This window comes from Thiobacillus denitrificans DSM 12475 (assembly GCF_000376425.1).
GTDB classification, from domain to species: Bacteria; Pseudomonadota; Gammaproteobacteria; order Burkholderiales; family Thiobacillaceae; genus Thiobacillus; species Thiobacillus denitrificans.
In genome coordinates this window covers 43,703-65,270 of the sequence record NZ_AQWL01000009.1, presented here as the reverse complement: position 1 = coordinate 65,270, position 21,568 = coordinate 43,703, and the positions used below count along the sequence as shown (strand labels likewise).

General features: G+C 59.9%; 20 protein-coding genes. All 20 read left to right on the top strand.

Features of this window, described 5'->3' with window-relative positions; all coding sequences use genetic code 11:
• Window positions 1–177: 177 nt before the first annotated feature.
• The 20 genes from B059_RS0113890 (at window position 178) to B059_RS0113795 (ending at window position 21,543) form a co-directional block, all read left to right on the top strand.
• Window positions 178–1,140 carry an EpsD family peptidyl-prolyl cis-trans isomerase gene (locus B059_RS0113890; RefSeq protein WP_018078859.1) on the top strand — a complete coding sequence of 321 codons (963 nt, stop codon included), beginning with the start codon at window positions 178–180 and terminating at the stop codon, window positions 1,138–1,140.
• A 116-nt stretch (window positions 1,141–1,256) separates the two neighbouring features.
• Entirely contained in the window at window positions 1,257–1,922 is a 666-nt protein-coding gene (locus B059_RS0113885; RefSeq protein WP_018078858.1) for a CAAX prenyl protease-related protein, read from the top strand.
• A complete protein-coding gene (gene epsL / locus B059_RS0113880; protein ID WP_018078857.1) occupies window positions 1,919–3,100 on the top strand; it encodes an XrtB/PEP-CTERM-associated polysaccharide biosynthesis outer membrane protein EpsL in 1,182 nt (393 codons plus the stop codon). Before B059_RS0113885 ends, epsL begins: the two co-directional genes overlap by 4 nt.
• Window positions 3,101–3,394: 294 nt before the next feature.
• Window positions 3,395–4,162, top strand: a complete 768-nt coding sequence (gene epsE, locus B059_RS0113875; protein WP_018078856.1) for a polysaccharide export protein EpsE — start codon at window positions 3,395–3,397, stop codon at window positions 4,160–4,162.
• A gap of 11 nt (window positions 4,163–4,173) precedes the next feature.
• Entirely contained in the window at window positions 4,174–5,562 is a 1,389-nt protein-coding gene (gene epsF, locus B059_RS0113870) for a chain length determinant protein EpsF (protein ID WP_018078855.1), read from the top strand.
• 32 nt (window positions 5,563–5,594) lie between these two features.
• Entirely contained in the window at window positions 5,595–6,482 is an 888-nt protein-coding gene (epsG, locus tag B059_RS0113865) for a chain length determinant protein tyrosine kinase EpsG (RefSeq protein WP_018078854.1), read from the top strand.
• Window positions 6,483–6,486: 4 nt separating this feature from the next.
• Window positions 6,487–7,386: an exosortase B gene (gene xrtB / locus B059_RS0113860; protein ID WP_018078853.1), complete on the top strand. Its 900-nt coding sequence runs from the start codon at window positions 6,487–6,489 to the stop codon at window positions 7,384–7,386.
• Window positions 7,387–7,401: 15 nt separating this feature from the next.
• Window positions 7,402–8,091 (top strand): exosortase-associated protein EpsI, B-type, encoded by a 690-nt coding sequence (gene epsI, locus B059_RS0113855; protein ID WP_018078852.1) that lies wholly within the window; start codon window positions 7,402–7,404, stop codon window positions 8,089–8,091.
• Window positions 8,092–8,174: 83 nt separating this feature from the next.
• A complete protein-coding gene (gmd, locus tag B059_RS0113850) occupies window positions 8,175–9,260 on the top strand; it encodes a GDP-mannose 4,6-dehydratase (RefSeq protein ID WP_018078851.1) in 1,086 nt (361 codons plus the stop codon).
• A 42-nt stretch (window positions 9,261–9,302) separates the two neighbouring features.
• Window positions 9,303–9,656 (top strand): four helix bundle protein, encoded by a 354-nt coding sequence (locus B059_RS0113845; protein WP_018078850.1) that lies wholly within the window; start codon window positions 9,303–9,305, stop codon window positions 9,654–9,656.
• 347 nt (window positions 9,657–10,003) lie between these two features.
• Window positions 10,004–11,014 carry a GDP-L-fucose synthase family protein gene (locus tag B059_RS0113840; protein ID WP_245538807.1) on the top strand — a complete coding sequence of 337 codons (1,011 nt, stop codon included), beginning with the start codon at window positions 10,004–10,006 and terminating at the stop codon, window positions 11,012–11,014.
• 57 nt (window positions 11,015–11,071) lie between these two features.
• Window positions 11,072–12,553 carry a lipopolysaccharide biosynthesis protein gene (locus B059_RS0113835; RefSeq protein ID WP_018078848.1) on the top strand — a complete coding sequence of 494 codons (1,482 nt, stop codon included), beginning with the start codon at window positions 11,072–11,074 and terminating at the stop codon, window positions 12,551–12,553.
• 12 nt (window positions 12,554–12,565) lie between these two features.
• Window positions 12,566–13,639 carry a glycosyltransferase family protein gene (locus B059_RS0113830; RefSeq protein ID WP_026177533.1) on the top strand — a complete coding sequence of 358 codons (1,074 nt, stop codon included), beginning with the start codon at window positions 12,566–12,568 and terminating at the stop codon, window positions 13,637–13,639.
• Between the two features lie 2 nt (window positions 13,640–13,641).
• Window positions 13,642–14,868 (top strand): glycosyltransferase family 4 protein, encoded by a 1,227-nt coding sequence (locus B059_RS0113825; protein ID WP_018078846.1) that lies wholly within the window; start codon window positions 13,642–13,644, stop codon window positions 14,866–14,868.
• A complete protein-coding gene (locus tag B059_RS0113820; protein WP_018078845.1) occupies window positions 14,865–15,602 on the top strand; it encodes an FkbM family methyltransferase in 738 nt (245 codons plus the stop codon). Before B059_RS0113825 ends, B059_RS0113820 begins: the two co-directional genes overlap by 4 nt.
• A gap of 11 nt (window positions 15,603–15,613) precedes the next feature.
• Window positions 15,614–16,981 carry an O-antigen ligase family protein gene (locus B059_RS0113815; RefSeq protein ID WP_018078844.1) on the top strand — a complete coding sequence of 456 codons (1,368 nt, stop codon included), beginning with the start codon at window positions 15,614–15,616 and terminating at the stop codon, window positions 16,979–16,981.
• Between the two features lie 11 nt (window positions 16,982–16,992).
• Entirely contained in the window at window positions 16,993–18,297 is a 1,305-nt protein-coding gene (locus tag B059_RS0113810; protein ID WP_018078843.1) for a glycoside hydrolase family protein, read from the top strand.
• A complete protein-coding gene (locus B059_RS0113805) occupies window positions 18,294–19,193 on the top strand; it encodes a glycosyltransferase family 2 protein (protein ID WP_026177532.1) in 900 nt (299 codons plus the stop codon). The genes B059_RS0113810 and B059_RS0113805 overlap by 4 nt, the downstream gene beginning before the upstream one ends.
• A gap of 8 nt (window positions 19,194–19,201) precedes the next feature.
• Entirely contained in the window at window positions 19,202–20,341 is a 1,140-nt protein-coding gene (locus tag B059_RS0113800; protein WP_038058864.1) for a glycosyltransferase family 4 protein, read from the top strand.
• On the top strand, window positions 20,341–21,543 hold the full coding sequence (locus B059_RS0113795; protein ID WP_018078840.1) for a glycosyltransferase family 4 protein: 1,203 nt from the start codon (window positions 20,341–20,343) through the stop codon (window positions 21,541–21,543). The genes B059_RS0113800 and B059_RS0113795 overlap by 1 nt, the downstream gene beginning before the upstream one ends.
• Window positions 21,544–21,568: the final 25 nt, after the last annotated feature.

The following is a 21,568-nucleotide window of genomic DNA, read 5'->3' as shown; positions in this document are numbered from 1 at the left end:
ATTGCAGGATCACGCTATTGAAATTGATGGGCCATATAGAATCGCTTTCATCCCGCATCGAAAACTTTTCACGTATTTCTGATTTGGCATGTTTCCTGCATGCGATCTCTGCCGCTGTGCTTGCTGTAACATTCGCACCACATAATTTCCAATAATCCGGATCAAGAGGAAGACAAAATGCAAGGTTTGAAGAAGCTGGTCCTGCCGTTGTTGATTGCCGCGCTGGTTGTGGGTTGCGGCGACAAGAAAGAGGAGACGGCAACGGGCGAGAAGGCGGCGACCCAGGTGGCGGCCAAGGTCAACGGCACCGAGCTCACGGTGCATCAGGTGAACTACGCGCTGCAGCGCATTCCCAATCTCGACGCGGAAAAATCCAAGGCGGCTTCGTTGCAGGTGGTACGCAATCTGGTGGACCAGGAACTGCTGGTGCAGAAGGCGCTGACCGACAAGCTGGACCGCGACCCCACCGTGGTGCAGGCGCTGGATGCCGCGCGCCGCCAGGTTCTGGCCGAGGCCTATATGAGCCGCAAGCTGGGCACGCCGGCCGAGCCGTCCGATGCCGAGGTGTCGACATATTTCGATAATCACCCCGAGCTGTTCGCCAAGCGCAAGATCTATCGCCTGCAGGAACTCTCGATCAAGGCGCCGGCAGACAAGCACGATGCGATCCGCGCCCAGCTGGGCACATCCAAAAACCTGAACGATTTCGCCGCCTGGCTGAAAGCGGAGAACCTTCCGGTCAAAGCGGCGCAGGGCGTCAAACCGGCCGAGCAGCTGCCGCTGCAACTCCTGCCGCAACTGGCCAAGATGCCCGACGGCCAGGCGATGGTGGTGAATGCGCCGGACGGCCTGCTGGTCGTCGTGCTGGCGGATTCGCAGGTGCAGCCGGTGACGCTGGAGCAGGCCAAGCCGGCGATCACCCGCCTGTTGCAGACGGAGGCGCGCCAGAAGGCAGCCAAGGCCGAACTGGATGCATTGAAGGCCGCCGCCACGATCGAATATGTGGGCGAGTTTGCCGATGCCGGCAAGGAAGCCGCGGCGCCTGCCGAGAAGCCAGCCGCACCGGCTGCCGACGCTGCTCCGGCTGCGCCCGATGCTGACGCCGACGCGATCAGCAAGGGCATTTCCGGACTCAAGTAAAAAAGCAGGTACAAGGGACAAGTTACAAGGTTCAAGACGACAGCTGGTGGGCGGCGTGCCGCGCGCTTTCGCAGACTCTTGCAACTTGTAACTTGTAACTCACCGGTCTCGCGTCCGTGCTGACGTCCCCCATTTTCGTCCGCAGCCTGCCGTTCGGGCTGTATATCGCCCTGCTTGCGCTGGAAGGCCTGCTGCCCGGCTGGGCGCCCGGTTTCGACGCACGCTGGCTGTATCCGCTCAAGGCCGGGCTGGTGGCTCTGGCGCTGGCGGTACTGTGGCGCCATTACGGCGAACTCAAAACCTGGGGCCTGTCGCTGGGACACCTGCTGCTGTCGCTGGCGGTGGGCATCGTGGTGCTGGTGCTGTGGGTCAACCTCGACGCCGGCTGGATGCTGATGGGCGAGGTGGGCGAAGGCTACGACCCCACCGATGGATCCGACCGCATCGACTGGCTGCTGGTGGCGTTCCGCATCGCCGGCGCCGCGCTGGTGGTGCCGGTGATGGAAGAGCTGTTCTGGCGCTCGTTCCTGCAGCGCTGGGTGCAGCAGTCCGATTTTCTGGCGCTCGATCCGGCACGGATCGGTCTCAAGGCGCTGCTGATCGCCAGCGCGCTGTTCGCCGTCGAGCACCTGCAGTGGCTGGCCGGCCTGGTTGCCGGTCTGGCTTACGGCTGGCTGTATATCCGCACTCGCAACCTGTGGGCGCCCATCGTCGCGCACGCCGTCACCAACGGCCTGCTCGGCGCCTATGTGGTGGCCACCGGCCAGTGGAGCTTCTGGTGAAAGCCCGGCTGTCGTGCGTGGTGCTGGGCGCGTTGCTGGCCCTGCCGGCAACGGCGAAGGAGGGCGACACCTTTCAGCCCTTCGTTTCCTACGCGCGCTATTACGACAGCAACCTGTACCGCCTGGCCGAGAGCGAAAAAAACCTGGTGCCGCAGCTGTCGGACCAGTACGGCGTATTGAGCGCCGGGCTGAACGTCGACTGGCAGCCGGGACGCCAGCGCGTGATTGCCAGCGCCAGCAAGAGCCTGGTGCGTTTTTCCCATTATTCCAATCTGGACTACGACGGCTCCGACTACCGGCTGAATTGGAACTGGCGGCTGGGCAACCGCTGGTCGGGGCAGGTGGGTGCAACCGAAAGCACCACTCAGAGCAGCCTCAGCGATCAGCTGGGCTTGCCGGTCAACAATACGGTCACCCGCGAAAACCGCTTTGCCAATGCCGACTGGCAGTTTCATCCGCGCTGGCATGCGGGGCTGGGCGCGGCCGCGGCCACCTCGACCAACAGCACCGCGCAACAGGCAACACTGGATTACGAAGACACCAGCGTGTCGGCCACGCTGGGCTACACCACACCCAAGGGCAGCAAGCTGCGCGTCCAGTTGCGGCAGGTGGATGGCGAGTACCCCCATCGTCCGGTCATCTATCTCGACCGCTTCTACACGCAGACCGAATACAACCTGCTGGGCGACTGGAGCCTCACCGGCAAGCTGACGGCGCATGGAAGAATCGGTTATACCCGGCGCGAGAACGACACCCAGTCGCAACGCGATTTCTCGGGGGTGACGGGGCGCCTGTCGGCGGATTATTTTCCCACCGGCAAGACCATGCTGACCTGGGCAGCCTATCGCGAGATCGCGAACTCGGACGATCTCAACGCCAGCTATCAGTTGAACACCGGCACCAGCCTGGGCGCGGCCTGGCTGCTTACTTCCAGGGTCACGCTGCGCGCCAGCGGCAGTTTCGAGAACCGCAGTTTCGAGGGCGACACCGGCGTGGTCATCCCCGGGCTCGTTCAGCGCGACGAAGACACCCTGAGCGGCTCGCTGTCGCTGAGCTATGCGCCGATACGCATGGTCACGATCGATCTCGGGGTGCAGGCGGGGCGACGGGACTCCAACGTGGCTGTCAACGATTACACGTTTCGTTCGGTGTTTGTGAGTGTGCGGGCCGATTTCTGAGCGCGGCGGCGGGGTGCCGGCGCGCCCGCTCCGGGCATGGGTCTTGCCATACAGGCTGGTTGCGGTTGGGTGGTTTTGACCATGGACAGGGCTAGAATGTCCGCCAGCCGATGCGGACCGGCGGCACGTCACATGTTTGAAGCAACAAGCGGGTAGGCTGGCCGCGGCGGAAGCAAAGGGCAATCAACTTAGCGGGTTGCCTGCAGGTAAATATTTCAGAGAGAAGAGTGGACAGCCTTTGCAGCTGCCACCGATTGGAGAGATGCAATGAGGAGATGGTGGCGTAGTGTTTTGATGGTGTGTGCGTTGCTGCCGGCGGCGCCTGCATGGAGCGCGGACAACGATTACCGCATGGGCACCGGCGACGTGCTGCGCATCACGGTGTACGGACAGCCCGATCTCACCACCGAGGCGCGCGTGGGCGAAAACGGCGGCATCACCTTCCCGTTGATCGGCGACGTCAAGCTGGCCGGCATCACCCCCGCGCGGGGCGAAACCGAGATCGCGCAGCGCCTGAGCAAGGGTGGCTTCATCCTCGAACCCTTCGTCACCCTCAACGTGATGCAATATCGCAGCCAGCAGATCTCGGTGCTGGGGCGGGTCAACCGGCCCGGCAAGTACACGTTGGAAAAAGTCAGCCGCGTTTCCGATGCGCTGGCGCTGGCCGGCGGCATCATCATCGACGGCTCGGATACCGTCACCCTGGTGCGCACCCGTGACGGCAAGCCCGAATACCGCGACATCGACGTCATTGCGCTGTTCCGGCCGGGTGGTGAAGCCAGCAACGAACTGGTGCAGGACGGCGACATCATCAACGTGGCGCGCCAGCCGATGTTCTACATCTATGGCGAAGTGCAGCGCCCCGGCGCGTTCCGCCTGGAGCAGAACATGAGCGTGGTGCAGGCCCTGTCGATGGGCGGCGGCGTCAACGCGCGCGGCACTCAGCGCGGCATCCGGATTCTGCGTCGCGGCGAGAACGGCGCCATGCAGGAGCTCGAAGCCCGGCTCGCCGACATGGTGAAAAAAGACGACGTGATCTACGTCAAGGAAAGCCTGTTCTAAAGGACGTCACCATGAACTTCACTCAATTCCTGCTGATCCTCAACGCGCGCAAGTGGATCATCCTCGGCGTGCTGCTGTTCACCGTGGTTGTCACCGCGGTCGTGAGCCTGCTGCTGCCCAAGCAGTACACGGCGACCGCCACGATGATCATCGATTCCAAGAGCAAGGACCCCATAACCGGCCAGCTGCTGCCGTCGCAGATGTTCCCCGGCTACATGGCCACGCAGATCGACATCATCAACAGCAGCCAGGTGGCGGGCCGCGTGGTGCGCGAGCTGAAACTGGCGGAGAACCCGGCGACCCGTCAGCAGTTCATGGAGGCCACGGAAGGGCAAGGCACGATCGAGCAATGGCTGGGCGGCGTGCTGCTGCAACAGATCAGCGCCGAGCCCTCGCGCGAATCCAGCATCATTTCCATCGGCTTTACCGGTTCCGATCCGCGCTTTGCCGCGATCGTCGCCAATGCCTTCGCCAAGGCCTACATCGAAACCAACCTTGATCTGCGCGTGGCGCCCGCCAAGCAGACCGCCACCTGGTACGACCAGCAGATTGCGCAGTTGCGGACCAACCTGGAAGACGCACAGCAGAAGCTCAATGCCTACCAGCGTGAGAAAGGCCTGGTCGAATCCGAGGAACGGCTCGACGTCGAAACCCGCCGCATGGCCGACCTGGCCGGGCAGATGGTGGCAGCGCAATCAGCGTCGTTCGACGCCAGCTCACGCACCCGCGACAGCGGCAGCCTGCCGGAGGTCATCAACAATCCGGTGGTGCAGAACCTCAAGGCGCAAGTGGCGCAAGGCGAGGGCAAGCTGGCCGAACTGGCCAAGCGGGTGGGCGCCAACCACCCCGAATTCATTCGCCTGCAGGCCGAGGTGAGCAGCTACAAGGCCAAACTCGCCCATGAGCTCGGCACCGCCACGCGCGGGGTCGGCGCCACCGCGGGGGCGGCCCGCCAGCGCTTCAGCGAACTCGCCGGCGCATTCGAGCGGCAAAAAGCCAAAGTGCTGGCGCTGAAACAGCAGCGCGAGGAAGCCTCGCTGCTGGCGCGCGACCTGGAAAATGCCCAGCGCATCTACGACGGCGCCCTGCAGCGCTACAGCCAGACCCGCATGGAATCGCAGTCCACGCAGACCGACATCGCGGTGCTGAATCCCGCCACGGTTCCCACCCAGGCATCCAAGCCGCGTGTGATGTTCAATCTGCTGCTGGCGGTGTTCTTCGGCACCCTGCTGGGCGTGGGCCTGGGCTTCCTGGTCGAGCTGCTGGATCGCCGTGTGCGTTCCGGCCAGGATATCGCCGCCGCGCTCGAAATCCCGGTACTCGGCGAAGTGTCCCGCAAGGGACGTGTCCTTGAAATGCTGCGTCGCCTGTTTCGCCGCAACCGTGTCGCGATGGCCTGAGCCACGTACACCGCCCAAAGTCGAGGTCAATCATGAATTCACTCACAAGCACCAGCGAGCAGGACCGCATCGCCCAGGCGGCGGCCAGCATCCGCGCCGAAGCCCATATCGGCAAGCTGCTGCAGGATGCCGGCAAACTCAAGCCGCAGGACATGGAGCGCGTGCTCCAGCTGCAACAGGAGCAGAACCTGCGCTTCGGCGAAGCGGCGCAAAAGCTCGGCCTGGTCGACGAGGCCGATATCCGGCAGGCGCTGTCGCACCAGTTCGAATACCCCTATATTCCCGCCGCCGAGGCCAGCCTCAGCCCCGAACTCACCGCCGCCACCGCGCCCTACGGCAAGGAAGCCGAAGCGCTGCGCTCGGTGCGCTCCGAACTGCTGCTGCGCTGGTTCAAGGATGGCCGCAAGACGCTGGCGATCGGTAGCGCGCGCGCCGACGAGGGCGCAAGCTACCTGGCCGCCAACCTGGCGGTGCTGTTCGCGCAGATGGGGCGCAAGGTGCTGCTGGTCGACGCCAACATGCGGCGGCCGCGCCAGCAGGACATCTTCAACCTGGGCAACGGCATGGGGCTGTCCGATATTCTGGCCGAACGTGTGCCTTCGCTGCAGGTGCATACCATCAAGCCCTTCCATACGCTGTCCGTGCTGCCAGCCGGTTCGCCGCCGCCCAACCCGGCCGAACTGCTGGCGCGGCCGGCATTCGGCGCACTGCTGTCCGGGCTGGAAACCAGCTATGACATCATCCTGGTCGATACCGCGCCGTCGCAGCTCAGCTCTGATTTCCAGCTGGTCGCGGCGCGCATCGGCGGCATGCTCATCGCCACCCGCCGCAACGTCAGCCGCATCAGCCCGCTGGCCGAGCTGAAGGAAAAAATCACCCTCTCCGGTGCGCAGATCGTGGGCGCCGTCGTCCTGGATTGAACGCATGAATACGCTCGCCCCGCGCGCCTCCGCACTCGACGCCCTGGTGCCTCTCAAAGCCTGGTGGCCGATCGTGCTCGGCCTGCTGGTGCTGTATGTGCCGACCTATTGGGGGATGGCGCACGGCCTGTGGAATTCAGACGATTACGCGCACGGCCCCATCGTGCTGGTGGTCGCGCTGTATCTGATCTGGCAGCAGCACGCCGTATTCATGAACGGCGCTGGCACTGCGCCCACGCGCAGCGAGGCGGCAACCGGCTGGTTCCTGCTGGGGTTTGGCCTGCTGGTCTATGCGATGGGCCGCTCGCAGGACATTCTGTTGATGGAGGTCGGCTCGCAGATCCCGGTCATCCTCGGCGTGCTGCTCATCACCCTGGGGCTGTCGGCGGCGCGGGCGTTGTGGTTTGCGCTGTTCTTCCTGCTGTTCATGGTGCCGCTGCCGGGCTTCCTGGTGGACGCTGTCACCGGCCCGCTCAAGCAATACATCTCGGTCATCGCCGAACAGGTGCTGTATGCCGCCGGCTACCCCATCGCCCGCAGCGGCGTGGTGCTCACCGTCGGGCAATACCAGCTGCTGGTAGCCGATGCGTGTTCCGGCCTGCATTCCATGTTCAGCCTGTCGGCCATGGGCCTCTTGTATCTGTACCTGATGCAGCGCACCAGCGTTGCGCGCAACCTCATCATCATGGCGGCGATCATCCCGATCGCGTTTGCCGCCAACATCGTGCGCGTCATGGTGCTGATCCTGGTGACCTACCACCTGGGCGACGAAGCGGGGCAGGGCTTCCTGCATGGCTTTGCCGGTATCATGCTGTTCGTCATCGGACTGCTGTTCCTGTTCGTGCTGGACTGGGTGCTGGGCTTCATCTTCCCCGACCGCAAGCGCGCCGTGACACAGATCTGATTACGGAAACCGGACATGAAACTCATCAGCTTCAAGCATCTTGTCATCGGCCTGTGCATGTTCACCGCGGCAGGCATGGCGCTGGCGCTCAAACCCACCACCAAACTGGCCGATGCCGAATCGCAGATCGATCTGGAAACCCTGGTTCCGGCCCGCTTCGGCGAGTGGAAAGTCGACGAAACTATCGCCACCCTGCTGGTCACGCCAGAGCTGCAAAAGGTCATCGATGAAACCTACAGCCAGACCCTGACCCGCACCTATGTCAATGGCGCAGGCAAACGCATCATGTTGTCGATCGCCTATGGCGGCAGCCATGGCGAAGGCATGCAGACCCACCGTCCCGAGGTGTGCTATCCGGCGCAGGGCTTCCAGGTGGTGAAGGATACCCGGCCGGCCGTGCTCAGCACGCAATACGGCGAACTGCCGATCAAGCGTCTGGTCGCCGCGCAGGGCCAGCGCAACGAGCCGATTACCTACTGGGTGGTGGTGGGCGACCAGCAGACCCAGTTCGGGCTGCGCATGAAGCTTGCGCAGATGCGCTATACCCTCACCGGCGTCATTCCCGACGGCATGCTGGTGCGCGTGTCGTCGATCGACCGCGACGAGACGGGCGCCTACGACAACCAGACCGATTTCATCCGCTCGATGCTCGCCGCCATGCGCGATGCCGAGCGGGAACGCATCACCGGCAGGTTCGCCTCCTGATGCGCCACCCCTGGGGTGGCGAACAGGGAGCGTTTGCCGTTTGACGGATTTGCTCTAATTATTTGGGACCAGACGGAAATACCATGACCAAAAAAGCACTCATCACCGGCGTCACCGGCCAGGACGGCGCCTACCTTGCCGAACTCCTGCTGGGCAAGGGCTACGAAGTGCACGGCATCAAGCGCCGCACCTCGCTGTTCAACACCGACCGCATCGACCACCTGTACCAGGACCCGCACGAGACCGGCCGCAAGTTCATCCTGCATCACGGCGACCTCACCGACAGCTCCAGCCTGATCCGCATCATCCAGCAGGTGCAGCCCGACGAAATCTACAACCTTGCCGCGCAGAGCCACGTCGCCGTCAGCTTCGAGGAACCCGAGTACACCGCCAACTCCGACGCCCTGGGCGCGCTGCGCATACTGGAGGCCATCCGCATCCTCGGCCTGGAAAAGAAAACCCGCTTCTACCAGGCGTCCACCAGCGAACTCTACGGCCTGGTGCAGGAAACCCCGCAGAAGGAAACCACCCCCTTCTACCCGCGGAGCCCCTATGCGGTGGCCAAGCTGTATGCCTACTGGATCACCGTCAACTACCGCGAAGCCTACGGCATGTACGCCTGCAACGGCATCCTGTTCAACCACGAAAGCCCGATCCGCGGCGAAACCTTCGTCACCCGCAAGATCACCCGCGCCCTGGCCAGAATCAAGTTGGGTCTGCAGGATTGCCTCTTCCTCGGCAACATGGACGCCAAGCGCGACTGGGGCCACGCCAGGGACTACGTCGAAATGCAGTGGCTGATGCTGCAGCAGGACAAACCCGAGGATTTCGTCATCGCCACCGGCGTGCAGTACTCGGTCAGGGATTTCGTCAACGCCGCCGCCAAGGAGCTTGGAATGGAAATCCGCTGGGAAGGCCAGGGCGTGGACGAGAAGGGCTTTGATGCCCACGGCAAATGCATCGTCGCCGTCGATCCGCGCTACTTCCGTCCCACCGAAGTCGAAACCCTGCTGGGCGACCCCAGCAAGGCCAAGAACAAGCTCGGCTGGACGCCGAAGATCAGCTTCGACGAGCTCGTCGCCGAGATGGTGCGCGAAGATCTCAAAGCTGCAGAGCGTGACGAACTGGTGAAGAAGCACGGCTACAAGGCCATGGATTATCACGAGTAAAGCAGTTGCAAGTTACAAGTAACAAGTTTCAAGGAAGCGACCTTGGCCCGGTTTGAGGATCTGGCAGTTTGGAAGCGATCGGCACGGTTGAGTGCGGATCTGTATAAATCGCTGAGAGATCTTAAAGATTTTGGGTTTTGCGATCAGATTACGCGGGCTGGGTTGTCGATTCCATCCAATATTGCTGAAGGTTATGAGCGTGAGCCGGCAAAGGAAACGACCAACTTCCTGAATTATGCGAAGGGTTCTGCAGGCGAATTCAGGACGCAAATTTATATTGGCATTGATATTGGCTACATCGAGCGCGATACAGGTATGCAGTGGATCAAAGAAGCAGAAGAAATCTCGCGCATGCTGCATGGATTGATGCAGACAATCAGGACACAGAAGAATTGAGTTGCAAGTTACAAGGGAAGTGCCTGGACCTGCAACCTCTGCAATGTAGCAGTACACAGACCCAGGTGGTCACGAGTTGTGACCACCTGGCTGGAATGAACTGGCAACCGATGATGCCTTCGGAGCACCGGATGGTTTCGAGATCACAAACTGTGACCTCAATTTGGGTGCAAAAGATATGCGTAGCATGTTTCAGATCGCAAGTTCCAGGCCTCCCTTGAGACTTGTAACTTGAATCTTGTAACTTGAGTTTTGTAACTTGAGTTTTGTAACTTGGGACTTGTAACTTGAAATTGGATTCTAAAATCTACATCGCCGGCCATCGTGGCCTGGTGGGCACCGCGCTCATGCGCAACCTGCGCGCCAAGGGCTACACGAACTTCCTGACGCGTACCCACGCCGAACTCGATCTCACCGACCAGGCCGCCGTCGCAGCCTTCTTCGAGCAGGAAAAACCCGACTACGTCTTCCTCGCCGCGGCCAAGGTCGGCGGCATCCACGCCAACAACATCTATCCTGCCGAATTCATTCGCGACAACCTCGCCATCCAGACCAACATCATCCACGCTGCATACAGGAACGAGGTGAAGCGCCTGCTGTTCCTCGGCTCCAGCTGCATCTACCCCAAGCTCGCGCCGCAGCCGATGAAGGAAGAGCACCTGCTGACCAGCGAACTGGAGCCGACCAACCGGCCGTACGCGCTGGCCAAGATCGCCGGCATCGAAATGTGCTGGGCCTACAACCGGCAGTACCAGACCCAGTACCTGGCGGTGATGCCCACCAACCTGTACGGCCCCGGCGACAACTACAACCTGATGAACTCGCACGTGATCCCGGCCATGATCCGCAAGTTTCATCTGGCCAAGCTCGCATCCGAGCGCAACTGGGCCGCCATCGAGCAGGACGAAGCCAAAAACGGCCCCATCCCCCAGGACCTCAAGGACCGCCTCCTTGCAACTTGCAACTTGCAACTTGAACCTGCTGTTTCCGTGTGGGGAACCGGCACGCCGAAGCGCGAATTCCTCTACAGCGAGGACATGGCCGACGCCTGCGTCTACCTGATGAACCTGCCGGATGACAAGTTCGTTTCGCTGCTGGGGCAGGACCGCAACGACGGCCTGGCGCCGCTGATGAACATTGGCGTGGGGCACGACCTCAGCATTCGCGAGCTTGCAGAAGCCGTGGCCGCCACCGTGGGTTACGCGGGCAGGCTCGAATTCGATGCCAGCAAGCCGGACGGCACGCCGAGGAAGCTGATGGACGTGGGGCGGCTGAATGCCATGGGGTGGCAGGCCACAACCACCATGCGGGACGGGCTGGCTGCGGCGTACCGGGATTTCATCGCGGCAAACGCATGACCATGACACCCGCCCACCGCAGAACCGTAGTACCTGCAGGGCGGGGAATGCTTCGTCATGGCTAGCTCCCTCGGCAAAACCCTCCACGGCATCGGATGGGGGGGGCTGTCCACGGTCGTGAACGTCCTGTTCCAACTGGTGTTCATGGCCGTCATGGCGCGCCTGCTCGATCCGGTGCACTTCGGACTGATCGCCATCGCCAATGTCATGTTGCGTTTTCTGACGTACTTTGCGCAGTTGGGTGTCGGGCCCGCGCTCATCCAGAAACCCGAACTCACCGATGGCGACGTACGTGCCGCGCTCAGCGTATCGCTCGGCATCTCGGCAATCTGCACCATCATCGCAATCATCGCCGCGCCTTTTATCGCCGATTATTTCGTCATGCCGATGCTGGAACCGGTTATTCAAGCCCTGTCGGTCAATTTCCTGCTGGGCGGTTTGTCAGCCGTGTCCTTGAGTCTGTTGCGTCGCGAGATGCGTTTCAAGCATGTCGCCATCGTCGAGATCATTGCCTACGTGCTGGGTTATGGCCTGGTCGGCATCACCCTGGCGTATCTGGATTTCGGCGTGTGGGCGCTGGTGGGGGCCGTGCTGTCGCAAAGCATCCTTAGTACAAGCCTGTCCTACCTATTCAGTCGCCACGAATTCGGCTGGCGCCATCACAAACACCAGCGCGCCCACTTCTTCTGTTTTGGGGCACGCTACTCGCTTATCGGCTTCATCGAATTCCTGAGCGGCAGCCTCGATTCGCTCATCGTCGGCAAGTTCTTCGGGCCCGCGGCGGCGGGCATCTATGGGCGCGCCTCCCTGTTGAGTAACCTGCCGGTGCAACAGCCCGCCAACATCATCACGCGCGCGCTTTTTCCCGTCATCAGCCGGCTGGGCAACCAGCGGCAGATTGCCAGCCTGCAGGTCAGTGCACTGATCATAGGCAGCTACGCATTTGCTGTCTCGCTCGGCATGATCGCGGCTGCACCCGACATCGTCTGGGTGCTGCTCGGCGAAAAATGGCTGGAAGCTATCCCCATCCTGCAAATGCTTGCACTGGCGGTAGCGCCCCAATATCTGTCACATCTGGTTGGCATCACCCTTGATGCCATGGGGCAGCTCAAATCCAAATTGCGAGTACAGGCGACTGTGCTCGCAATGCAAATTGTGGCATTCGCGATACTGCTGCCCTATGGCGTGTTGGGCGTTGCGGCGGCCATCGTCGTGGCTGAATGGACGCGTTTCACATTGATGACATGGCTGATTGTCCGGCTGTTGCAGCCGCCAATACGCGAGTTTGGCCTGATACTTTCGATCGCCCTGCTGTCCGGCGTGGTCTCATTTGGCGTAATCTGGATCGCGGCGCATGTCCTGCCGGCCGAAGTGCCGATTTTGCTTCATCTGTTGCTTGAGATTGCTGCGGGAGGGCTGGCGCTACTAGGTGTTTCCTGGCTAAGCAGAAGGGCGCTTGGACGATTGGCTGTCATGGAAGAATTGGCTCAGCGCCTCCCTTACTTGGGCCGTTTCATCATCGTTTCCAGAACAAACTAAAACCAAACAAGCATGAAACATTCTCTGCGTTTGTTTTACCTGCCAAACGAAGGAACCGAAGGCGATCAGGTCGGGCCGCGTCGCGCATTCGAGCGAGCATTGGCCGAAGGCAAACTCGGTGCTTATCAGGCTTATTCCTATTTGGTGCGTGACAAAGCATTGGGTGGCCATCGTCGCGCACTGGAAGATTTGCTAAATGCCGCACGCGAATTTTCGCCTGACGTGATTTTTGTTCAGCACATGAACAATACGTATCCGGCCGACCCGGTTTTTTTCCAGAAGCTCAAGGCGACCCCGAGCAAGCCAAAGCTTGTAGTGTGGGAGGGCGACCCTTACGGGCAGATCGTCAAGCCGCTGGATTCGACATTGAAGGCGGTCATGGGTGCGTCGGATCTCGCTTTTCTTGTCGGTCTCGGTTACCTTGCCGAAGCCGCCCGCAAGGCTGGTGCTTCGCGAATCCGGTTCTCGCACAACTCGTACGATGATGAGCGCTTTGGCCTGCCATGGGAACCGACCCGGCAGCGCCCGCTGGATGCCGTGATGATCGCCAATCTACACAGCATCAAACGCATCCCCGGCTTATATCTGCCCGGGGGGAGGCAGCGCAAGCAATTGGCGAACACGTTCCACAATATGCTGGGCGATCGCTTTGCCGTTTATGGAGGGGGGGCTGGCTGGCGTGGCAAACCCTACGCGCGCGGGTCGATACCCTATGTCCAGCAACGCGACATGACGCGCAGTGCCTGGATGAGCATATCCTGGGATCATTTTCCCGGCTTGCCCATGAACTCGTCTGACCGGTTGGTCATTAGCCTTTCCAATGGCGTGCCCTTCCTCACCAACCACCAGCGTGGGTATGAAGTGGTCTATGGCGGCATTCCGGGTTTGTACTGGTTTCACTCGCCGCAGGAAGCGGTCGACATCGCGTTGTATCTGCTATCCATGCCTGTAGAAAAGCGCATCGAGCTTGGCATGGCCGCCGCCGAGCACATGCGGCGCCATTTCCATGCAGACAGGGTTTATGGCGACATCCTGGAAATCATCCAGGATGAGCTGTTTTCCGAGCGGGAAACGGGTCTGGGCTAATCATGCGTATCGGTATCGCAGGCCCAATTTCCACCGAAAGCATTGCCCAATTTGTCGATGGCAAGAGCTCCGGACTACCGCGTGGCTACGCTGGTGCACCCTTGCTCGGCACGTTGATCGGGGCGTTGCTTGAACGTGGCCATCATATATTTTCCTACACCACTTCGGCCGATGTGCCGCTGTCGAAGCGTGTCACCGCTGCCGGCGACCGCTTCAAAATCACCTACTGTCCTGTGCGTCCGCGTGCGTTTCGCTTCAGTCAAGGGCATTGGGGGCGCGCTGCCGATGCTTTCAGGCACGAGCGTGCCGCGCTCAGCCAGGCCATGCTGGACGATGCGCCTGATCTGGTGCATGCCCACTGGAGCTATGAGTTCGCACTAGGGGCATTGGAAAGCAATCTTCCCAATCTGGTCACGTGTCACGATGCGCCGCAGGTTGTCTTGAGGTACTCGCCCAATCCTTATCGCTTGGTGCGTTATTTCATGGCGCTTCGCGTACTGAAACAGGCGCAATATCTCACTGCCGTTTCGCCTTATCTGAAGCAAAAGCTCGAAAGCTACGCGCGCGTTCCGATTACTGTCGTGCCCAATCCATTGCCGGAACACTCGGCGTATCTTGTCGCATCCACCCGGCAATACAATCCCACGCACCCGCGCATTGCCATGGTGCTCAACGGCTGGGGCGCACTCAAAAATCCCCAGCCAGCGTTACTCGCCTTTTCTCTGTTGCGCCGTCAAATACCTGGTGCCCAACTCTGCATCATGGGCAACGACTATGGCGTGGGTGGTAAGGCCGAATCCTGGGCCAAGTCAAAAGGTTTGACCAATGGCGTGCAATTCATGGGGCCACAGTCTTACCCGGAATTGCTCGCCAAACTCGCAGAATCCGATTTGCTGCTGCACCCGTCGCTGGAAGAAACCTTCGGCATGTCGATTGCCGAGGCAATGTCGCTGGGCGTGCCGGTAGTGGGTGGGCAGTCAAGCGGGGCCGTGCCCTGGGTGATTGGTGAGGGGGGGGAGGTTACCGATGTGACCTCGCCAGTTGCCATGAAGGATGCGATGTTGGTCCTGCTTTCAAGTCCAGTGGCATATAAGAGCTATGTGAAAACAGCGCGCATACGTGTTCAGGAGAGCTTTACCGCAGATCGTGTGATCAGCGCATATGAGTTGATTTACCAGAATGTTATGCATGAAGCACTGGTCCGGCATGAAGAAAGGTTATTGGTATGACGATTTTGCATTCGATCAAAGAACTTGCTCTCAAGGCCGGCGTCGAGGTCAACTGGTATAACCCTGCGCAGTCGGATATCGCGCGGCTTTTCAAGCTGTTTGAAACGCACAAGATCGATACGATTCTGGACGTTGGCGCCAATGACGGGGGGTATGGAAAAATGCTGCGACAGGGCGGCTATACGGGTGCCATCCTGTCGTTCGAGCCGCTGGCGGAGGCGCATGGAAAACTCGTAGACGCGGCAGCGGGTGACACCGCGTGGCAAATTGCATCTCGCATGGCAATCGGCGCATCGGCCGGTGAAATTGAAATCAATGTCGCCGGCAATTCAACGAGCAGTTCGATCCTGCCCATGCAATCCTCGCATGAATCCGCTGCGCCTCAGTCACGCTATGTCGGCACTGAAAAAGTGCCATTGAATCGTCTGGATGGGGTGATTCACCCATTCATCGAACAAAGCAGGAAGCTGCTGCTCAAGGTCGATACTCAAGGATATGAAATGCCCGTTCTCGAAGGTGCGGAATCCTTGCTGCCACGTGTTCATGGCATTCAACTGGAGTTGTCTCTTGTGCCTCTATATGAAGGTCAAGTTTTATATAAAGCAATGATTGAATGGCTTGCGGCAAGGGGATTTGAGCTTTGGAGCGTCATGCCTGGTTTCGTTAACCAATCGAGTGGCCGCATGCTTCAAATGGATGGCGTGTTTTTCCGAAGCTCCAGGTTGGAAGTCTGAGGAAGCCAGAAATGGAATGGTTTTTCTTGACGCTGCGCTATGTATTTACCGCGATACCTTTTGTATTTGCGGCGCTGTTCGCCTTGGTCGGGTTCTGGATGGTCATTGCGACGGCATCGCGCGTCACAGCTGGCGCGTGGATGGTGGGCATGGCCTTTCTTATCGAGACTGCTTTTGTCTCGGCGCCGTTTATTCCTGTGGGGATTCAACTCACCTCCAATGATTTGGCGTTTGCGCTTTTGGCTGCGGCGCTGGTTATGCGGGTTCTTTTTTTTGAGTTTCCACACCGGCGTGCGGTTTATGGGATATGGCTTGCGTTTGGTGGTGTGTTGCTTGCCTCATTGGCGGTTGGGTTGGTGGAGTTTGGTAGCGCCGCAGGCGTGGAGGCTCGGCCCAATTTTTATTTCTGGATGGCAGGCCTGTACTTCGCAAGCTTTACCTACTCCCCGGATGTTCTTAAAAAGCTTTGGCGCATCGCGCAGTGGACCGCCTGGCTGGTGGTTCTGGTTGCCGTTTATCGCTGGGTGGGACTGAAGTATGGATTCGTGTCCGAAGGACTGGTGAAGTGGGCAGGTGCCAGCAGTGAATTCCGCGTGATAGGTTCCAATCCGACCTTTTTTCTTGCGGTCGTCGGTGCAGCGTATTTCGCGATGTGGTTGCGCGATTCGAAGATGACGGCATTGGTTGTGGCGATTTTTATGCTGGGCATGGTCGTGGTTTTGCAACATCGCTCGGTCTGGGTTGCGGCAATAGGCGCTTTTGCAATCGTGGCCTGGCATGAGCGTTCGGCCGTATCGGCGAAGGCCTTTCCCATCCTCGGCATGGGGCTGGTGTTGGCTGGGTTGATGGCTGGCTTGATCGCATTCAACCCAACTAATCGTGTGACAGAAACAATCGCAACATCGGCCACTTCGGTTACGGCATCCGAGGGGACGCACATGGATCGGTTGCTGGGATGGCAGGTGTTGTTGCGCGATTTTTCCCATGCGGGTCCAAAGGAGTGGGTGTTGGGAAACCCTTATGGAACGGGGTATGAACGCTGGGTTCAGGGACATTTTAAAGACTACTCCCCTCACAATTTTTATATCCAGCTGCTGTTGCGTGTGGGGACCGTTGGCTTGCTGATGTTTTTGTGGGTGCATTACTACTTGCGTCGAGGGGTGCGTGAAAGTCTGCAGGCGAATTCAGCGGATACGACGCTCTCCTCGGTATTGCTCGCTATCCTTGTTGCGAACCTGCTCTATTTCATTCCCTATCAGGGCTTTTATCTGCAAGGGGCCTTTTATGGCGTTCTGATCGGCTACCTGGCTGCAAATGCTAGGACTGTGTCGGTTTTCTCTGGGATGACACCTGGCTACAAAATGGCTGAATCGAAATGAAGGAGTGGAGGATGCTTACGATAGCGACGGTGGTCTCGCTGTCTATCGTGGCGTCGGAAATTCTTGCGGATGTAGAGAAAATATCACCCAGCCAGCCGCGGGTGCTGGACGCAGGCTATTTCGGCATTCATTTTCATCGCCTGCAGCTCATTCCGGGCGAGCAGGCCATTCCAACCGATTGGCCGCCCTTTCAATTTGGTTATTTGCGTTTATGGGATAGCCGAACACGGTGGGCTGATGTTCAACCGGCACCAGCCAAGTGGAACTTCAGCAGGCTTGATCATTACGTTAATGAGGCCAATGCGCGGGGTGTGAAGGTGCTTTACACGCTGGGGTCGACGCCACTTTGGGCCACGGCGCGTCCCGATGAGACGTGCAGCTATGGTAAGGGCTGTGCAGCAGAACCACGCGATATGGAGGACTGGCGAGCGTATGTGCGCGCGGTATCGCGTCGCTATCAGGGCAGAATCTGCTGCTACGAATTGTGGAATGAGCCGAAGTTCCCACCGGATATCATGCGTGACCGTGATGCCAAGGCATTTTATACGGGGAGCGTGGCAAACATGGTCGAGATGGCGCGTATAGCGCGTCAGGTTTTAAACGAGGAAGACCCATCCGCGATATTGTTGTCGCCCGGATTTGTGAATGGGACGGATCGCTTGGACATGTTTTTGGCTGCAGGCGGTCGTGATTATGTGCGAGCGGTTGCCTATCACTTTTATGCAGGCAGCAACGAAGAGCGAATGTTGAAGGAGATCAAGGCTGTCCGCAGTGTGATGCAGAAGAACGGTGTTGCCGGCATGCCATTATGGAATACGGAGACTGGCTTGGAAGTTTACGAACTGGGACAGCCTTTGCCGCAGGGCGTTGCACGCATAACGCGTGAAGAGGGTGCAGCGATGATGGTCCGACAGATCGTTCTCGGCGCCTTCGCTGGGCTGGACAAGTATTTTTACTACGCATGGGACAACGACAAGAGCGGCATGGTGGATCGCACGGGTCGTTTCCATCCGTCCCGCGATGCCATGCTTCTGGCGCAGCGCTGGTTGCTGGGTGCGAAACCGGATCGCTGCGATATCGAGGACGGACGACCAACGGTCTGTTGGGGCGAGAAAAATGCGAAGTCTTTTGCAATTGTCTGGAATCCAAAGAACTCCGGTTCTGTCGACGTGCCATTGCCGGAAGGTTTGCGCATCACAAGCCGGCAGGCGGCGGTGCCGAGCTGGGTTGCGGCGACGCAAAACGCACCAGGCGCTGAAAGAATGCTGGCTACCCCGAACCCGGCTTTCTATACATTTGAACGGATCGCGCAGTGATAAAAACAGTGCCGTCGAAACCAGTCGGTCTGATCGTCGTGATGACTTCGTTCAATCGCCGCGCAGCAACACTTGCCTGCCTGCGGCGGTTTGAAGGAGCAACCCGGCAGGCAGGCATTGAGCCAAATGCCGTGCTGATGGATGACGGCAGTACCGACGGCACGGCGGCAGCAGTGCGGGAGCAGTACCCTTGGGTGGACGTGATGGCTGGCGACGGCTCTCTGTTCTGGAATCGCGGTATGCACCATGCGCAGGCGCGTGCCATAGAGCGCGATGCGGACTACATTTTGTGGCTGAACGACGATACCGAATTGATGTCCGATTCCATTGCCAGACTGCTTGAAACAGAATGCGCGCTCAGGCATAAGCATGGCCAGCCAGTAGTGGTTGTGGGCTCGACTGCCGATCGTAAAACCGGGCGGCTGACATATGGCGGGCATATTGCGCCAAAACGCTGGAAGCCATTTACCTATCAGAGCGTATGGCATGAAAGCGAACCCGTCGAATGCCATGCGATGAATGGCAATGTGGTCCTCATCCCCATGCAGATTGTCCGGGTAGTGGGCAATCTGGACCCCGTGTTCGAGCACGCCATGGGCGATACCGATTACGCCCTGCGTACACGTGCAAAGGGATATCGGGTATTTGTCGCGCCAGGATTTTTTGGGCACTGCTCGAACAATCCCGCATCGGGCACCTACCTGGATGCCAGCCTGCCGTTATCCGCTCGCTGGAGAAAAATGATGTCCCGCAAGGGATTGCCCCCGCGTTCATGGGAGCATTTCACCCGCAGACATGGTGGGCTGGCATGGCTGGTTTATTTTGCCTGGCCTTATTTCAAGCTTGTTGTGGGCGAAATACGCCGGATTAAGCCGGGCGTGTTGCGGAAGAGGTGATGTGCCAAATGAAGCGCATCGTAATTATCCAGCGACGCCTGACCCACTATCGCGTTCCACTTTTTGCGGCACTACGGATGGCGCTTGCAGAGCGTAATGCCCAATTGGAACTTTTGGTTGGGAGGGCTACGCCAGCCGAAGAGAAAAAAAATGATGCAGGCGAACTTCCGTGGGCCAGGATGATCCCGACGCATTATCTGGCAGGCGGTCGATTGTGCTGGCAGCCGGTGCAGCGCCATCTGGCAGGCGCGGATCTGGTGATCGTCACCCAGGAAAACAAGCTGATCCAGAATCACCTACTGATGTTGGCGTCACGCTGTTTCAAACTGGCGTTCTGGGGACATGGCGCCAACCTGCAAAGCGACAATCCAAGCGGCCTCAAGGAGCGCTTCAAGCGCTGGACAACGAACCGGGTGGACTGGTGGTTTGCCTATACGCAGATGAGCGCCGGGCTGGTAACGGCGGCAGGGTTTCCCGATACCCGCATCACGGTGTTGAACAACGCGGTGGATACGTCCGAACTGCAACGGCAGCGGGAATCGGTGAAGGTGGAGGAAACACAGGCCTTGCGCGAGTCGCTGGGCTTCGGTGCGGGGCCGGTCGGGGTGTTTGTAGGCTCGCTTTACGCCGACAAACGGCTTGAATTCCTGTTTGGGGCTTCCGAAGCCATCCGCAGTGTGGTGCCCGATTTTCAGTTGCTGATCGTGGGCGAGGGAGTAGAGCGAGACAAGGTGCAGGCGTGGTGCGACGGCAAACCGTGGGCGCGCTGGGTGGGCGCACGATTCGGGCGCGAGAAGGTCGCCTACATGTCTGTGGCTCACGTAATGCTGAACCCCGGTGCACTTGGACTGGGAATCATGGATGCCTTTGTTTGCCAGACGCCGATGATGACTGCCGACTGTGGCAACCATGGTCCCGAAATCGCGTATCTGGAAAATGACATCAACGGCGTGATCACAGCGGACGATTTGAAATCCTATGTCGCAGCCTGTGTGAACGTAGTTCGCGATGCAGGGACAATGGAAACTTTGCGCACTGGTTGTGCCGCAAGCGCACGCGAATACACCGTTGAAAACATGGCGATCCGGTTTGCCGATGGTATTGCGCGCTGCCTGGAGGCGCCGCGTCATTCGAGGCGGGCAAGCTGATGGCGTGCCGCGTGCTGGTCGTCCACAACGCGTATCAACATCGCGGCGGCGAGGACACGGTGGTCGAGTCGGAAATCGCGCTGCTGCGCGCGCATGGGCATGCGGTGGAAACTTATGCCCGTAGCAACGACGAAGTGGGCGGCATGTCGTCGCTGGCCCTTGCCCGGCAGACACTGTGGTCGGATCGCACGCCACATGATCTTGCCTCGCTGGTCGTGCGCTTTCGCCCCGACGTGATCCACACGCACAACACGTTTCCACTAATTTCGCCTTCGCTCTACTGGGCCGCTGCACGTGCCGGGGTGCCGGTGGTACAGACGCTACACAACTTCCGCCTGATGTGCTTGAACGCACTGTTTCTGCGCGATGGGACAGTGTGCGAGGACTGCATGGGGCAGCTGCCCTGGCGCGGCGTGGCGCGGGCTTGCTATCGGGGGTCGCATGCTGCGTCGGCGGCGCTGGCGGGAATGCTGGCGCTGCATCGCGGGCTGGGGACGTATCGCAACAAGGTGGCGCGCTATATTGCGCTGAACGAGTTTTGTCGGGGCAAGTTCATCGAAGGCGGCCTGCCTGCCGAGCGCGTGGTGGTGAAGCCGAATTTTGTGGACTTTGCCGCGCCCGAACCGGCGCTGCGCGCAGGCTTGCTCTTCGTGGGGCGGCTGTCGCCTGAAAAAGGCGTGGCCACGCTGGCCGGGGCCATGGCGCGGTTGCCCGATGCGGCTTTGCGGGTGGCGGGTGACGGCCCCGAAGCGGGCTTGTTGGACGGCGTGACGGGCGTGACCTGCCTGGGCAGCCTGCCGGGTGAGATGGTGCGTCAGGAAATGAACCGCGCGATGGCATTGGTGGTGCCGAGCATCTGGTACGAGAATTTTCCACGCACGATTGTGGAGGCGTTTGCCTGCGGCTTGCCGGTGATTGCCAGCCGCATCGGCGCGCTGGCCGACATCGTTCGCGATGGCGAAACCGGTCTGCTGTTCGAGCCGGGAAATCCACGCGACCTGGCCGACAAGATGGCTTGGGCGCTGGCACATCCCGAGGGGATGGCGGAGATGGGGCAAAAGGCCCGAGTGCAATACCTAGCCGAGTTTTCTGCCGAGGTGAATTACCGGCGCCTGATGGAGATTTATGACGGGGTGCTGGCTGAGCAGCGACAAGCCAAAGACGCAAGTTACAAGATTCAAGGTTCAAGAGGGGAAGGCTAAGACGGCGCGCTTTGCAGGCAATGGA

What these genes read in the sequence shown, in the direction of transcription:
- B059_RS0113890 (WP_018078859.1), top strand. Translation starts at nt 178, where the DNA reads ATGCAAGGTTTGAAGAAGCTGGTCCTGCCGTTGTTGATTGCCGCGCTG.
- epsE (WP_018078856.1), top strand. Translation starts at nt 3,395, where the DNA reads ATGGTGTGTGCGTTGCTGCCGGCGGCGCCTGCATGGAGCGCGGACAAC.
- epsF (WP_018078855.1), top strand. Translation starts at nt 4,174, where the DNA reads ATGAACTTCACTCAATTCCTGCTGATCCTCAACGCGCGCAAGTGGATC.
- epsG (WP_018078854.1), top strand. Translation starts at nt 5,595, where the DNA reads ATGAATTCACTCACAAGCACCAGCGAGCAGGACCGCATCGCCCAGGCG.
- xrtB (WP_018078853.1), top strand. Translation starts at nt 6,487, where the DNA reads ATGAATACGCTCGCCCCGCGCGCCTCCGCACTCGACGCCCTGGTGCCT.
- epsI (WP_018078852.1), top strand. Translation starts at nt 7,402, where the DNA reads ATGAAACTCATCAGCTTCAAGCATCTTGTCATCGGCCTGTGCATGTTC.
- gmd (WP_018078851.1), top strand. Translation starts at nt 8,175, where the DNA reads ATGACCAAAAAAGCACTCATCACCGGCGTCACCGGCCAGGACGGCGCC.
- B059_RS0113840 (WP_245538807.1), top strand. Translation starts at nt 10,004, where the DNA reads ATGCGCAACCTGCGCGCCAAGGGCTACACGAACTTCCTGACGCGTACC.
- B059_RS0113835 (WP_018078848.1), top strand. Translation starts at nt 11,072, where the DNA reads ATGGCTAGCTCCCTCGGCAAAACCCTCCACGGCATCGGATGGGGGGGG.
- B059_RS0113830 (WP_026177533.1), top strand. Translation starts at nt 12,566, where the DNA reads ATGAAACATTCTCTGCGTTTGTTTTACCTGCCAAACGAAGGAACCGAA.
- B059_RS0113825 (WP_018078846.1), top strand. Translation starts at nt 13,642, where the DNA reads ATGCGTATCGGTATCGCAGGCCCAATTTCCACCGAAAGCATTGCCCAA.
- B059_RS0113820 (WP_018078845.1), top strand. Translation starts at nt 14,865, where the DNA reads ATGACGATTTTGCATTCGATCAAAGAACTTGCTCTCAAGGCCGGCGTC.
- B059_RS0113815 (WP_018078844.1), top strand. Translation starts at nt 15,614, where the DNA reads ATGGAATGGTTTTTCTTGACGCTGCGCTATGTATTTACCGCGATACCT.
- B059_RS0113810 (WP_018078843.1), top strand. Translation starts at nt 16,993, where the DNA reads ATGCTTACGATAGCGACGGTGGTCTCGCTGTCTATCGTGGCGTCGGAA.
- B059_RS0113800 (WP_038058864.1), top strand. Translation starts at nt 19,202, where the DNA reads ATGAAGCGCATCGTAATTATCCAGCGACGCCTGACCCACTATCGCGTT.
- B059_RS0113795 (WP_018078840.1), top strand. Translation starts at nt 20,341, where the DNA reads ATGGCGTGCCGCGTGCTGGTCGTCCACAACGCGTATCAACATCGCGGC.